This window comes from Roseicella frigidaeris (assembly GCF_003258945.1).
Classification (GTDB): Bacteria; Pseudomonadota; Alphaproteobacteria; order Acetobacterales; family Acetobacteraceae; genus Paracraurococcus; species Paracraurococcus frigidaeris.
The window spans coordinates 124225-137337 of the sequence record NZ_QLIX01000004.1 but is presented as its reverse complement, the minus strand read 5'-3'; the positions used below and the strand labels follow the sequence as shown (position 1 = coordinate 137337).

The 13113-nt window shown below is 74.5% G+C and carries 16 protein-coding genes; 9 read left to right on the top strand and 7 right to left on the bottom strand.

Annotated elements, in window-relative coordinates:
* Positions 1-52 precede the first annotated feature (52 nt).
* The 6 genes from ccmA (at position 53) to DOO78_RS07915 (ending at position 5370) form a co-directional block, all read left to right on the top strand.
* The gene (ccmA, locus tag DOO78_RS07935; protein ID WP_111469209.1) at positions 53-655 is read left to right on the top strand and encodes a heme ABC exporter ATP-binding protein CcmA; all 603 of its coding nucleotides are present in this window, start codon (positions 53-55) and stop codon (positions 653-655) included.
* Positions 652-1314, top strand: a complete 663-nt coding sequence (gene ccmB, locus DOO78_RS07930; protein WP_111469208.1) for a heme exporter protein CcmB — start codon at positions 652-654, stop codon at positions 1312-1314. The genes ccmA and ccmB overlap by 4 nt, the downstream gene beginning before the upstream one ends.
* A 445-nt stretch (positions 1315-1759) precedes the next feature.
* Positions 1760-2167, top strand: coding sequence for a DUF2849 domain-containing protein (locus DOO78_RS27855; protein ID WP_243634450.1), 408 nt, complete (start codon positions 1760-1762; stop codon positions 2165-2167).
* An 18-nt stretch (positions 2168-2185) separates the two neighbouring features.
* A complete protein-coding gene (locus DOO78_RS07925) occupies positions 2186-3898 on the top strand; it encodes a nitrite/sulfite reductase (RefSeq protein ID WP_207802828.1) in 1713 nt (570 codons plus the stop codon).
* On the top strand, positions 3885-4385 hold the full coding sequence (locus DOO78_RS07920) for a DUF934 domain-containing protein (protein WP_111469207.1): 501 nt from the start codon (positions 3885-3887) through the stop codon (positions 4383-4385). Before DOO78_RS07925 ends, DOO78_RS07920 begins: the two co-directional genes overlap by 14 nt.
* Position 4386: 1 nt before the next feature.
* On the top strand, positions 4387-5370 hold the full coding sequence (locus DOO78_RS07915; RefSeq protein ID WP_165838782.1) for a Bug family tripartite tricarboxylate transporter substrate binding protein: 984 nt from the start codon (positions 4387-4389) through the stop codon (positions 5368-5370).
* Between the two features lie 82 nt (positions 5371-5452).
* Here DOO78_RS07915 and DOO78_RS07910 read toward each other — a convergent pair whose 3' ends face one another.
* The 6 genes from DOO78_RS07910 to rpsF form a co-directional block, all read right to left on the bottom strand.
* On the bottom strand, positions 5453-5821 hold the full coding sequence (locus DOO78_RS07910) for an RNA polymerase sigma factor region1.1 domain-containing protein (protein ID WP_111469205.1): 369 nt from the start codon (positions 5819-5821) through the stop codon (positions 5453-5455).
* A gap of 31 nt (positions 5822-5852) precedes the next feature.
* A complete protein-coding gene (locus tag DOO78_RS07905) occupies positions 5853-6548 on the bottom strand; it encodes an SDR family NAD(P)-dependent oxidoreductase (protein WP_111469204.1) in 696 nt (231 codons plus the stop codon).
* Between the two features lie 103 nt (positions 6549-6651).
* Complete coding sequence (rplI, locus tag DOO78_RS07900) at positions 6652-7206, bottom strand: 50S ribosomal protein L9 (protein WP_111469203.1); 555 nt, start codon at positions 7204-7206, stop codon at positions 6652-6654.
* Between the two features lie 15 nt (positions 7207-7221).
* On the bottom strand, positions 7222-8196 hold the full coding sequence (locus DOO78_RS07895) for a DUF2232 domain-containing protein (RefSeq protein ID WP_111469202.1): 975 nt from the start codon (positions 8194-8196) through the stop codon (positions 7222-7224).
* A gap of 39 nt (positions 8197-8235) precedes the next feature.
* The gene (gene rpsR, locus DOO78_RS07890) at positions 8236-8517 is read right to left on the bottom strand and encodes a 30S ribosomal protein S18 (RefSeq protein ID WP_111469201.1); all 282 of its coding nucleotides are present in this window, start codon (positions 8515-8517) and stop codon (positions 8236-8238) included.
* A 6-nt stretch (positions 8518-8523) separates the two neighbouring features.
* Complete coding sequence (gene rpsF / locus DOO78_RS07885) at positions 8524-8994, bottom strand: 30S ribosomal protein S6 (RefSeq protein WP_111469200.1); 471 nt, start codon at positions 8992-8994, stop codon at positions 8524-8526.
* Positions 8995-9249: 255 nt separating this feature from the next.
* On the opposite strand from rpsF, the gene DOO78_RS07880 reads away from it, so the two are divergent.
* Positions 9250-9924, top strand: coding sequence for a hypothetical protein (locus tag DOO78_RS07880; RefSeq protein WP_111469199.1), 675 nt, complete (start codon positions 9250-9252; stop codon positions 9922-9924).
* Between the two features lie 221 nt (positions 9925-10145).
* Here the strand turns inward: DOO78_RS07880 and DOO78_RS07875 are convergent, their stop codons facing one another.
* Entirely contained in the window at positions 10146-11276 is a 1131-nt protein-coding gene (locus tag DOO78_RS07875; protein ID WP_111469198.1) for a M20 family metallopeptidase, read from the bottom strand.
* Positions 11277-11417: 141 nt separating this feature from the next.
* On the opposite strand from DOO78_RS07875, the gene DOO78_RS07870 reads away from it, so the two are divergent.
* Together DOO78_RS07870 and DOO78_RS07865 are read left to right on the top strand one after the other, a co-directional pair.
* Positions 11418-11885, top strand: coding sequence for a MaoC family dehydratase (locus tag DOO78_RS07870; RefSeq protein WP_111469197.1), 468 nt, complete (start codon positions 11418-11420; stop codon positions 11883-11885).
* Positions 11882-12820, top strand: a complete 939-nt coding sequence (locus DOO78_RS07865; RefSeq protein ID WP_111469196.1) for a bifunctional riboflavin kinase/FAD synthetase — start codon at positions 11882-11884, stop codon at positions 12818-12820. Before DOO78_RS07870 ends, DOO78_RS07865 begins: the two co-directional genes overlap by 4 nt.
* The last annotated feature ends 293 nt before the right edge of the window (positions 12821-13113 follow it).

Here is a 13113-nt window from a genome sequence, read left to right as displayed (position 1 = left end):
GCTGGCGCGGCCCGGTCCATCGGCGCCGGATGTCCGAGGGGTCTGGTCAGGAATGCTGGAAGCACAGGAGCTTGCCTGCCTCCGGGGCGAGCGGGCGGTCTTCGCCGGCCTGTCCTTCCGGCTGGCGCCGGGCGAGGCCCTGCTGCTGGTCGGCGCCAATGGCGCGGGCAAGTCGAGCCTGCTGCGGCTGCTGGCCGGGCTGCTGCGCCCGGCCGCCGGGACGGTGCTCTGGGACGGGGCCGATACCTTCGCCGACCGCGCGGCGCATGCCGCCCGGCTGCGCTACCTCTCGCACCAGGATGCGCTGAAGCCGGCCCTCACGGCCCGCGAGAACCTCGCCTTCTTCGCCCAACTCTGGGGCGGGGAGACGGCCACGGCGCTGGCGGCGCTCGACCTGTTGCCGCTCGCCGACCTGCCGGCGCGGGTGCTCTCCTCCGGGCAGAAGCGGCGCCTAGCGCTGGCGCGCTTGGCGCTCGCGCCGCTCCGCCAGCCGGCGCCGCTCTGGCTGCTGGACGAGCCGACGGTGGGGCTGGACGCCGCCTCCGTCACCCGGCTCGGCGGGTTGCTGGCGCGGCACCGGGCGACGGGCGGCATGGTGCTGGCGGCGACGCATCTGCCGCTGCCCCTGCCGGGCGCGCGGGAGCTGCGGCTGTGAGCGGGCCCTGGTTCGCCCTGCTGGGGCGGGAGCTGCGGCTGGCGCTGCGGCATCCGGCGGATACGCTGGCGGCGGTGATGTTCTTCGTCCTGGTCGCCGCGCTGTTCCCCTTCGGCGTCGGCCCGGCGCCGGAGACCCTGGCGCGCCTCGCCCCCGGGGCGCTGCTGGCGGCGGCGCTGCTGGCAGCGCTGCTGCCGCTCGACCGGATGTTCGGCGCCGATGCCGAGGACGGGACGCTGGACCAGCTCCTGCTCTCCGGCCTCGCCCCTGCCGCCCTGGCCCTGGCCAAGGCCGCGGCGCATTGGCTGACCACCGGGCTGCCGCTGCTGCTGGCGACGCCGGTCGCCGCCGCCATGCTGAACCTGCCCGTCGAGGCCTGGCCGGCCGCCATGGCGGCGCTCGGCCTCGCCGCCGGCTTCCTCTCCCTGCTCGGCACCGCCGGGGCGGCGCTGACGCTCGGCGCCCGGCGCGGCGGGGTGCTGCTGCCGCTGCTGGTGCTGCCGCTCGCCATTCCCTGCATCATCTTCGGGGCGGCCGGCATCGAGGCGGCGGCGGCCGGGCTCGCGGCGCGGCCCTATCTCCTGCTGTTGGCGGCGCTGCTCGCCGGCGCCCTGCCGCTAGCGCCGATCGCGGCCGGGGCGGCGCTGCGGACCGAATGATACGGGCGGCCGCTGCTGGTGTCCCAGCAACGGCCCCCATGGGCAGTCTCCTTGGCGCCGGGCGCAACCCTCCGGTTTGCCGGGGCCTTCGCCGCATCGCGCCGTCAGGCGCGCCTGTCGGCGCGACCGGCAGCGCCCGTCCAGGCGCTCGGCCTGAATGACTCATTCATGCCGTTGGCATGAGCCGTCGCTCCCTGATCCACGCATGATGTTCGTGTAACTGAGATCCGTGGGCGCCGAGCGACGGCATCCCGGCACGGCGCCCCAATTCCGTGGAACCAGCCCCGACCCCGGGCGCTCCGACAGAGCCATGCACCGGGCGCGCGGCGGCCCAGGCCTGGGCTCTCGTGGGTTCTATTGAATATACCGGAATCCACAGTTAAATCTCGCCTCACACCAGCGGCGGTCGTGCAGCCGTTGCCCCTCTGCGAGGACATCCCAGCCGATGAGCAGCCCGGCCAAGGCGAAGCCTGCCACCGCGCCCATGGTTTTCACCGCCAACCGGCTCCGGGATGGCCGCGTGGTCTGGCTGGCCGCGGCTGGGCGCTGGGTGGAGCAGGTGGCCGAGGCCGCCGTCTTCCCGCCCGAGGAGGCCGCCGCCGGCCTGGCCCTGGCGCAGCAGGATGAGCGGGCGCAGCGCGTCGTCGGCGTCTACGGCGCCGAGGTGGCGCTCGAGGCCGGCCGGCCGGTGCCGGTGAAGTTCCGCGAACGGCTCCGCGCCCAGGGGCCGAGCGTCGCGGTCGCGGCGGAGCCGCGCGAAGCCCACGCGGCGGAGCCGCGCGAGGACCATGCCAAGGCGGAGCCGCGCGAGAGCCATGCGGCGGAGCCGCCCGCCTATCGCCTTGCCTCCTGAGCGAGGGGAGACCCGCCGATGAATGCCCTCGTCGAACCGATCGCCCTGCCGGACCCGGCCTTTCCGCCGCATGCCCGCACCTACCGCTATGACGAGGTGGACCGGGAGTTCCTGCAGGAGCGCATCGCCGAGTTCAGCGACCAGATCGCGCGCCGGCTCGGCGGCGAGCTGACCGAGGACGAGTTCAAGCCGCTGCGGCTGATGAACGGCCTCTACCTGCAGCTCCACGCCTATATGTACCGGATCGCCATCCCCTACGGCATCCTGAACGCGACGCAGCTCCGCCAGCTGGCGATGATCGCCCGACGCTGGGACCGCGGCTACGGCCACTTCACCACGCGCCAGAACATCCAGTTCAACTGGACCCGGCTGGAGGACGTGCCCGACATCATGCGCGCCCTCGCGGATGTCGACATGCACGCCATCCAGACCAGCGGCAATTGCATCCGCAACACCACCACCGACGAATATGCCGGCGCCGACCCGGAGGAGGCGGCGGACCCGCGGATCTATGCCGAGATCATCCGCCAGTGGTCGACGCTGCACCCCGAATTCACCTGGCTGCCGCGCAAGTTCAAGATCGCCATCACCGGCGCGCCGCAGGACCGCGTGGCGATGCAGGTGCATGATGTCGGGCTGGTGGTGAAGCGCGACGCGGCGGGCGCCATCGGCTTCGAGGTCTGGGCCGGCGGCGGCCTCGGCCGCACCCCGGTGCTGGCGACGAAGCTGCGCGACTGGGTGCCGGAGGAGGCGCTGCTCGCCTATCTGGAGGCCGTGCTGCGCGTCTACAACGCGCTCGGCAACCGCGACAACATCTACAAGGCGCGCATCAAGATCCTGGTGCGCGACCTGGGCGAGGAGTTCCGCGAGCGGGTGGAGCGGGAATTCGCCCGCCTGCCGCAGCCGACCTACCGGCTCGACCCGGAGGTGGTCGCCGACATCGCGGCGCATTTCGCCCCGCCGCCCTTCGCCCGCCTTACCGATGCTCCGCCCGCCTATGCCGCGGCCCTGGCCGGCGATGCCGCCTTCGCCGCCTGGGCGAAGCAGAGCGTGCGGGCGCACCGGCAGCCGGGCTATGCCTCCGTCACCATCTCGCTGAAGCCGATCGGCGGCATCCCGGGCGATGCCTCGGCCGAGCAGATGGAGGCGGTGGCGGCGCTCGCCGAGCGGCATGGCTTCGGCGAGATCCGCGTCAGCCACGTGCAGAACCTCGTCCTGCCGCATGTCCGGCAGGAGGACCTGCCGGCGGTCTGGCAGGGGCTGCGCGAGGCCGGGCTGGCGACGCCGAATATCGGCCTGGTCAGCGACATCATCGCCTGCCCGGGGATGGACTACTGCGCGCTGGCCACCGCCCGCAGCATCCCGGTGGCGCAGATGATCAGCGAGCGCTTCGCCGATCTCGACCGGCAGCACGCCATCGGCGAGTGCTTCATCAACATCTCCGGCTGCATCAACGCCTGCGGCCACCACCATATCGGCCATATCGGCATCCTCGGCGTCGATAAGCGCGGCGCCGAGAGCTACCAGATCACCCTCGGCGGCAGCGCCACCAACGATGCCGCGCTTGGCGAGCTGGTCGGGCCCGGCTTCCCCTACGACAAGGTCACGGATGCGGTGGAGACCATCCTCCGCACCTATCTGGCCGAGCGCGCCGCGGGCGAGCGCTTCGTCGACACCTATCGCCGCATCGGCCTCGGGCCGTTCAAGGAGGCGCTCTATGCCGGTGCTTGATGCGAAGGGCCACCTCGTCGCGGATGCCTGGGTGCGGGTTGCCGACGACGCGCCGCTGCCCGATGCCCCGGCGCTGCTGAGCCTGGCGCGGCTGCGGGCGGAGGCGGCCGCGGGCCGCAACGCCCCGCTCGGCCTGCTGCTCGACCCGGCGACCCAGCCGGAGGAGATCGCCGAGCTGCTGCCGCGCCTCGCCCTCATCGCGGTGCTGCTGCCGAAATCGAAGGATGGCCGCGCCTTCACCCAGGCGCGGGCGCTGCGCGAGCATTTCGGCTTCGCCGGCGAGATCCGCGCCACCGGCCATGTGCTGCCCGACCAGTGGCGGATGCTGCAGCGCTGCGGCGTCAGCACGGTGGAGCTGCCGGAGGGCGCGGATGCCGCGCAATGGCAGCGCTCGCGCGCGGTGGTCGACATCGCCTACCAGCCGGCGCAGGACGGGCCGCTGCCGCCCGGCGGCGGGCTCGGCCTGCGGCGGCGGCTGGCGGCCTGAGATGCCTGGCCATCCCGCGCGGCCGACGCGCCGCGGCCTGCTCGCCCTCGCCGGTGCCGCCGCGCTCGCCCGGCCCGCCCTCGCCATGCCCGCCGCCTGGCCGGCGGAGCGGCCGATCCGCTACATCGTGCCGGTCGCCCCGGGCGGCAGCCAGGACATCGTCGCCCGCCTCTTCGCCCGCCAGCTCGCCGAGGCGCTCGGCCAGGCCTGTCCGGTCGAGAACCTGCCCGGCGCCGGCAGCAACATCGGCTACGAGCAGGCGGCGCGGCAGAAGCCGGACGGCTACACGCTGCTCGCCGGCTCCGACAGCCTCTCGATCAACAAGGCGCTCTTCCCGCGGCTCGGCTTCGACGTCACCGGCTTCGCGCCGGTGGCGCAGGGCGTGCGGGTGCCGCAGATCCTGGTGGTGCGGGCCGACAGCCCGGCGCAGAGCCTCGAGGCGTTCGTGACGCTGGCGCGGCGCGCGCCGGTCGCGGTCGGCACGCCGGGCAATGGCAGCCTGGCGCATCTGCTCGGCGAGCAGATCCAGGCGGCGGCCGAGATCCGCTGGACGCATGTGCCCTATCGCGGCGGCGCGCTGGCGGTGAACGACCTGCTCGGCGGCAGCCTGCAGGGCGTGCTGATCAATATCGGCGCGGTGGCCGACCATGTGCGGGCCGGCCGGCTGCGCGGTCTCTTCGTCTCCTCCGGCGGGCGCACCGGCGCCCTGCCGGAGGTGCCAACCCTGGCCGAGGCCGGCCTCGCCGGCGCCGAGGCGGTGGGCTGGCATGGCATCGTCGCCCCGGCGGGCACCGATCCGGCGATCCTCGCCCGGCTGAACGCCGCCCTCGTCGCCGGCCTGCGCCGCCCGGAACTGGCGGAACGCCTGGCCGGGCTCGGGCTGGAGCCGGTGGAGGAGCCGCCGGAGGCGCTCGGCCGGCTGATCCAGGCCGATGCCGGGCGCTGGGCCGAGGTGATCCGCCGCGCCCGCATCGAGCCGGATTGAGGCGGCCGGGGCAGCATCGGGGGCGAGCCCTGGAGCGCCCATCGCAACCACCGCTGCCCTGCTGCGGCGTCGCGGGGCGTCCCTACTCCCCCGGCTCCCGCTCCACCACCTCGATGCCGAGATCGCTGAGCCGGGCCAGGTGCAGCTCGATCGCCTCCGCCGAGAGGCCGGGCGGCAGCACCGCATTCAGCTCGTCGACCGTGACATAGCCGCGCGCCCGGCCGAGGCGGACCAGCCGGGTGAAGGCCTGGTCCGGCGGCGGCGGCCGGCCGCGCACGGCGATGCCCATATCGGCCAGCGCCGCCAGCACCTCCTTGATGAAGGCCGGCGAGGAGGCCGGCCCCTCCAGCGCCGCGCCGATCTCGGCGCGCGTCACCCAGCCGCGGTCCCGGCCGCTGCCGATCAACCCGGCGATCCGCTCCACCCAGGGCCCGAAGGCGCCACCGGCCATCTGCCACCCGTCTCCGTCGCAGGCGGGCTGATTACCATGGGATCGGCGCGCCGCGATGGTCGAAAAAGCCGCCCGACTGCGCCGGGCCCAGCCCCTCCAGCACCGCCAGCAGACGCTGCGCCGCGAGCGCCGGCGGCTGCACCGCGAGGCCGCTCCGGGCGAAGGGGGCGGAAAGGCCGGTCTCGACCGTGCCGGGATGCAGGGCGACGCAGGCCGCGCCGGGATTGACCCGCCGCAACTCGATGGCGGCGGTGCGCAGCAGCTGGTTCAGCGCCGCCTTCGAGGCGCGGTAGCTCCACCAGCCGCCGAGCTGGTTGTCGCCGATGCTGCCGACCCGCGCCGAGAGCGCGGCGAAGACGGCCGGGCCATCGCGCCGGAGCCGGGGCAGCAGATGCTTCATGGCCAGGGCCGGGCCGATGGCGTTCACCGCGAAGACGCGCGCCATCCAGGCCGGATCGAGCTGCCGCCAGCTTTTCTCCGGGGCGTGCCCGGCCTCGTGCAGCAGGCCGGTGGCGAGGATCACCAGCGCCAGGTCCGGCGCCGTCGCCTCGAGCCGCGCCGCGGCTGTGGCGAGCGTCGCTTCCTCGGTCAGGTCGAGCGGCGGCTCGCCCCGGCGGGAGAGGCCGATCACCTGCCGCCAGCGCCCGCTGGCCTGCAGCGCCTCGACCAGCGCCGCGCCGATGCCGCCGGAGGCGCCGAGCACCAGGGCGGTGCCGCTCAGCGCCATGGGCGCCGATCCCCCTGAGGCCAGCCCATCTGAGGCCAGCCCATCTGAGGCCAGCCCATCTGAGGCCAGCCCGCCAGGGGCCGGACCCCGGGAGGCGGGGGTCCTAGTCCGCGTCCATCGCCGCGCCGATCTCGGCGCGCAGCTCCTCCTCGAGGCTCGGCTCCTCCTCGCGCAGGATCTCCTCGCCGCGGGCCTGGCGCTCGGCCTCCTCGAGGGAGCGGGCGACATTGACCACGACGGTGATGTGCACCTCGGGGTGCAGCTCGACGCGGACATTGGTCAGGCCGAGCGTCTTGATCGGCTGCTCCAGCAGCACCTGCGAACGGGAGACGGTCAGGCCGCCCTCCTTGCACCCGTCGGCGATGTCGCGCGCCGAGACCGAGCCGTAGAGGCTGCCGGACTCGCCGGCCTGGCGGATGATGGTGACCGTCAGGCCGGTGACGCGCTCGGCGATCCGCTCGGCCTCCTCGCGGCGCTTGAGGTTCTGCGCCTCGAGCTGCGCCCGCTGCGCCTCGAAGCGCGTCAGGTTGTCCGCATTGGCGCGGATCGCCTTGCCCTTGGGGAGCAGGAAATTGCGGGCATAGCCCGGGCGGACCTTCACCAGCTCGCCCATCTGGCCGAGCTTCTCGACCCGTTGCATGAGGATCAGTTCGATCATGGCTTGCGCCTTTCGTCAGCTTTGGCGCGGCGCCTGGCGCCGCTGGATTTGGTCATAGAGGCCCAGCGCCACCAGGCCTGGACCGATCACCTGCAGGAACAGCACCAGCAGCAGGTAGAAGGCGACCAGCATCGGCCGCCGCCCCTGCCGGCCGCGCAGCCTGCGATGCACGCCGGCCAGCCCCTGCAGGAAGAGCGGCACGAGCAGCAGCAGCAGCGCCGAGAGCGCCACCAGGTCGCCCTCCTCCGGCGCCGCCAGGAACAGGCCGAAGGCCGCCCCCGGCAGCAGCGGGTACCAGTTCGGCAGCCGCACCGCCGCCCAGTCGGGCTTCGGCCCGGGCAGGAGGTTGCGGCGGGCGAGGAAGGCGGTGGCGGCGCCGGCATTGGCCAGCAGGGAGACCGCGCCCCAGAAGCCGATGGCGCCGGCCTTCACCCGCACCAGCTCCGCCACCAGCGCCTCCTGCGCCGGCAGGCCGAACCGGGCGAGGGAGAGGGTCAGCGTCTCCCGCAGCGCCGCCTCCAGCCCGCCGTCATCGGCGAGCAGGACCGCCGCGCCGAACAGCACCGCCAGCGGCCAGAGGCCGAGCAGCGCCAGCGGCAGGGAGAGGCCGAACCGGCCGCCCTGTCCTCCGCCCGGTCCTGCAATCCCCGGCCCTGACCGGAAGGCGGCGGCCACCAGCAGCGGCGCCGGCACCCCGAAGAGCACCAGGTAGATCAGGGCGGCGAAGCCCCCGGCCGAGACGGCGACCAGCAGCAGCGCCAGCAGCCCGGCCGCCACCGCGCTCGCCGGGCCGAAGCCGAGCCCGGCGGCGAAGAGCGGGAAGGAGGCGAGCCAGAAGACGCCGGTGCCGAGCGGCAGGCCGCGCATCGCCCAGAGGGCGCAGAGGGCCGAGATGCAGCCGGCCGCCCCCGCGGCCAGCAGGCCGGGATGGCTGGACAGGGTCTGCCCTTGCCCCTGGCCCTGCGGCCCGGTCGCCGTCACGGCACCCATCGCTCCCTCGGTTCCGGCAAGCCGCGCCCCGCCCCTGGCCTAGTCGTTGATGACGTAGGGCAGCAGGGCGAGGAAGCGGGCGCGCTTGATGGCATTGGCCAGCTCGCGCTGCTTCTTCGCCGAGACGGCGGTGATGCGGCTCGGCACGATCTTGCCGCGCTCGGAGAGGAAGCGGCTCAGCAGGCGCACGTCCTTGTAGTCGATCTTCGGCGCGTTCGGGCCGGAGAAGGGGCAGGACTTGCGGCGGCGGTAGAAGGGCCGGCGGGCGCCGACGGCCGGGCGGCGGGCGGCGGGCGTCAGGTCGGGCGTGGTCTCGGACATGCTGGCTTACTCCTCGCCACCGGCATTGGGATCGACTTCCTCGCGCGGCCGGGCGCGGAATTCCTCGCGCTCGTCGCCGCGGTCGCGGCGACCGCTGCTGAAGCGGCCCGGCGGCCGCGGGCCGCGGAAGCCGCGCTCGCGCTCCCGGTCCTCGCCGCGGCGGGCCAGGATGGCCGAGGGCGCCTCGTCGATCGCCTCGACGCGCAGCGTCAGCACGCGCAGCACGTCCTCGTTCAGGCCGAGCTGGCGCTCGACCTCCTGCATCGCCGCCGGCGAGGCGTCGATGCCGAGGAGCATGTAGTGCCCCTTGCGGTTCTTCTTGATGCGGTAGGCGAGGCCGCGCAGGCCCCAGTATTCACGCTTCTTGATCTCGCCGCCCTGCTCGCCGAGGGTCGCGGTGATCTGGTCGGCGATGGCGTCGACCTGCTGCTGCGTGACGTCGTTGCGTGCGATGAACACGCTTTCATAAAGTGGCATGGGATCTCCCTCTGGCTGTCTCAGCCCGAGGCCACCGGCAGGATGCCAGGGCGCAAACGGGCATAGCCGCGCGCGATGCCTCCGCGGGCGGCAGGGAAGCGGCGCGTAAAGCACGCCGGGGGCCCTCGGGGCAAGCGCCGAGTCGCGCCGGCCGCCCCTGGGCGCCCGGAGGTGGCAGGCCGTTGCCGTTTCATCTAGAAGGCGGCGCGCCCGGGCCGCTGCCGCTGGCCGGCCTTCCTCGGAGACCTCGGCTTCTTGTTCCGATACGCCCTCCCCGTGCTGCTCCTCGGCCTCGCCGCCTGCGGGGAGCGCTACTCGCCCGACACCTACGCCACCCGCGCCGTGCAGCAGGCGAACAAGGTGGAGCAGGGCGTGGTGGTCGGCCTGCGCAAGGTGCAGATCAGCGCCGAGGGCTCGACCGGCGCGGCGGCCGGCGCGGCCGCGGGCGGGGTGATCGGCGCCCAGGCCCCGGGGGGCGGCATCGGCGCCGCGCTCGGCGGGGTCGGCGGCGCGCTGGTCGGCGGGCTGGTGGGCCGGGCGAGCGAATCCGCCGCGGTCGATTCCGAGGCCTTCGAATATGTGGTGCGCACGGAGAAGGAGGAGCTCCTCTCCGTCACCCAGATCGACAAGGTGCCGCTCGTCATCGGCCAGAAGGTGCTGGTGATCACCGGCAACCAGGCCCGCGTGGTGCCGGACTACACCGTCGCCACCCTGCCGGGGCCGCGGCGCGAGGGGGCGAAGCCGGCGCCGGCCGCCGCCGGCGAGACGAAGCCGGCCCCGGCCGCCCCGGCCGAGGCGCCCGCCGATGCCGCCATCGGGGTGCTGAAGCAGATGGTGCCGGCGCTGCCCGGCCCGCCCGTGGTGGTGCCCGCCCCGGCCGCGCCGGTCGCCGCGGCGCTGGCCGGCGAGGCCGAGAAGCCGGCCCAGTAGCGCCACCCCCCCCCTTGCCCCGCCGCGGCAGGCGTGACGCCCCTATGGCCTGAGGCGAATACGGCATGAATGGCCCATTCCTGCCGAGCGCCCGGATGGGCGCCGCGCGTCGCGCCGTCAGGCGCGCCTGACGGCGCGACGGCGCGAAGCCAAGGTTCGCGGGGCAAACCGCCCGGTGCCTGAGGGGGCCGTCGATGGGTCACCAGCAACGGCCGGTGGTATTACCCCAGCGTTTCCAACAGCTCGCACAGCACCGCCCCGCGCGGCGCCAGGTCCTGCCAGCGGATATGCTCCTCCGGCGCATGCGCCCCCGCCCCGGTGCAGCCGAGCCCGTCCAGCGTCGGGATGCCGAGGGCGGCGGTGAAATTGCCGTCCGAGCCGCCGCCGCGCTGCTGCTTCGGCAGGTCGTAGCCCTGCCGCGCGGCGATCGCCCGGGCGGTCTCGTAGAGGGCGAGGTTGGCCGGCCCCTCCTCCAGCGGCGGCCGGTTCAGCCCGCCCTCCAGCGTGATGCAGAGGCCGTCCGCCTCGCCGGCCAGGGCCCGGATCTCGGCCACCACCCGCTCCGCCTCCGCGAGGCTCGGGGCGCGGAAATCGATCCGGCAGCCGGCCTCGGGCGGGATGACGTTCGGCCGGGTGCCGCCCCAGACCGGCGCCACGTTGGTGGTGACGCCGCGCCCGAGATCGGTCAGGGCATGCACCTTCAGGATGGCCTGGGCCAGCGCCACCACGGCGCTCCGCCCCTCCGACCAGTTGCCGCCGGCATGGGCGCTGCGCCCGGCGATGGTCATGGTGAAGCCGCCCGTGCCCTTGCGGCCGGTGACGCAGGCGCCCTGCGGCCCGCCCGCCGGCTCCGGGATCAGCACCGCGCAGGCGCCCCGCGCCGCCGCCTCGATCGGGGCGCGGCTGGTCGGGCTGCCCACCTCCTCGTCCGGGGTCAGCAGCAGGGTGATCGGCCGACGCGTCCGGGTGCCCTGGCGCAGAATCTCCCGCACCGCGTGGAAGGCGAGGAAGCTGCCGGCCTTCATGTCGTAGATGCCAGGGCCATGGGCGCGCGCGCCCTCGACCCGGAAGGGCATGGGCCCGGCCAGCGTCCCATGGTCCCAGACCGTGTCGAGATGCCCGGCCACCACCACCGGCGCCCCCTCGCCCGGGGTGCGGGCGATCAGCGTGTCGCCATAGCCGTCCCGGCCGGGCAGCCGCTCCAGCGCCGCGCCGACGGCGCCGAGCTCGGCCTCGGCGCGGCTGAGCAGGGCGTTCACCGCCGCCGCATCGGTGCTCGGCGTCTCCATCTCCACCCAGCCCCGCAGCTCGGCGAGCAGGCGGTCGGAGGAGCCGATCTCGGTCACGGGCATGCGGGGGGTCCTTCCCTCGGGCCCCGCATGGTCCCCCGTGCCGGCCGGTCTGAAAAGCGTGGCCGTGCCCTTCCGGCCCGGCGCTTCCGCCCCGGCGCGATCCGCTGTAGCTGGGGGCGCAAGCCAGTCCCAGGAGCGTCGATGTCCGACGGCATGTTCTTCGAGGATCTCTCGGTCGGCCAGACGGCCAGCTTCGGCAAGACCATCACCGAGGCCGATATCGTCCTCTTCGCCGCCGTGACCGGCGACACCAACCCGATGCACCTCAACGCCGATTACGCGAAGGACACGATCTTCGGCGAGCGCATCGCCCATGGCATGCTGGCGGCCGGGCTGATCACCAAGGTGCTGGGGACGCAGCTTCCCGGCCCGGGGACCATCTACATGGCGCAGAGCCTGCAATTCCGGGCCCCCGTCCGGATCGGCGAGACGGTGACGGCCACCGTCGAGGTGCTGGCGCTGCACCCGGAGAAGCACCGGGCGACGCTGCGCACCGTCTGCGCCGTGCGGGGCAAGCCGGTGCTGGAGGGCGAGGCCTATGTCTCCGTCCCCAGCCGCACCGCCCGCCCCCAGGCCGCCATCGCCGCCGGGACGCGGGCGGCGGAATGACCGACCCGCGCCTCCCGACGGTCGTCGCGGATTGGCACGACGTGCCGGAGGGGCTGCGCGGCGCCAGCATCGCGCTCGGCAACATGGACGGGGTGCATCGCGGGCACCTCGCCGTGCTGCATGCGGCGCACCAGGCGCGGCCCGGCGCGCCGCTCGCCGCGCTCACCTTCGAGCCGCATCCGCGCGAGCATTTCCGCCCCGACGACCCGCCCTTCCGGCTGACCCTGCTGCCGGCCAAGGCGGCGGCGCTGGGGGCGGCCGGCGCGGCGGTGGTCTATGCGCTGCGCTTCGACGAGGCGCTGGCCGCCATGCCGGCCGAGGCCTTCTTCCAGCAGGTGCTGCGCCAGGGCCTGGGCGCCGTGCACCTCGCCTGCGGCCAGGACTTCGCCTTCGGGCATCGCCGCGGCGGGGATGCGGAGCGGCTCTCCGAACTGGCCGAGGCGGCCGGGATCGGCCTGACCATCGTGCCGCCGCTGACCGATGCCCAGGGCCCCATCTCCTCCACCCGCATCCGCCGGGCGCTGCAGGACGGCTATCCCGAGCGGGCGACCGGCATGCTCGGCCGCCCCTGGGAGATCCGCGGCACGGTGGTGCATGGCGACAAGCTCGGCCGGGTGCTGGGCTGGCCGACCGCCAATCTGTGGCTGGGGCGGCACCTGGAGCCGGCGCGCGGCGTCTATGCCGTGACGGTGGCGCTGCCGGACGGCACGGAGGCCAAGGGCGTCGCCAATATCGGCCGCCGGCCGACCCTCGGCGGCGACCCGGAAACGCGGCTCGAGACCTATGTCTTCGACTGGTCGGGCGATCTCTACGGCCAGGAGATCGGCGTGCGGCTGCTGCATTTCCTGCGGCCGGATGCCAAATTCGCCGATCTCGAGACGCTGAAGGCGGCGATCGCCGAGGATGCCGCGGCGGCGCGGGCGGCCCTGGGCTGAGGCGGCGGCGGCCGGCTGCCTCGCCCGGCCGCGACGTCACGCCGGGCGTGTATCCAGTTGCGGTGAGCGGCAGCGGCGGCGCCCAACCCGTGCTTGACCCGGCCCGGGTCCGCTCCGCATAACCGCGCCATGCACGCTTCGGCGCCATATCGTCTCATCGGCCGAATTCCTGGCCCGGTCCTCGCCTGAGGCCCTCCGGCACCGCCGGAGCCGCCGCCAGGCCGGGGCCGGGACCCATCGCGCGCATCCACCGCTCCGCCGGCGCCAGGGCGCCCGCGGCCAGGACCGAGACC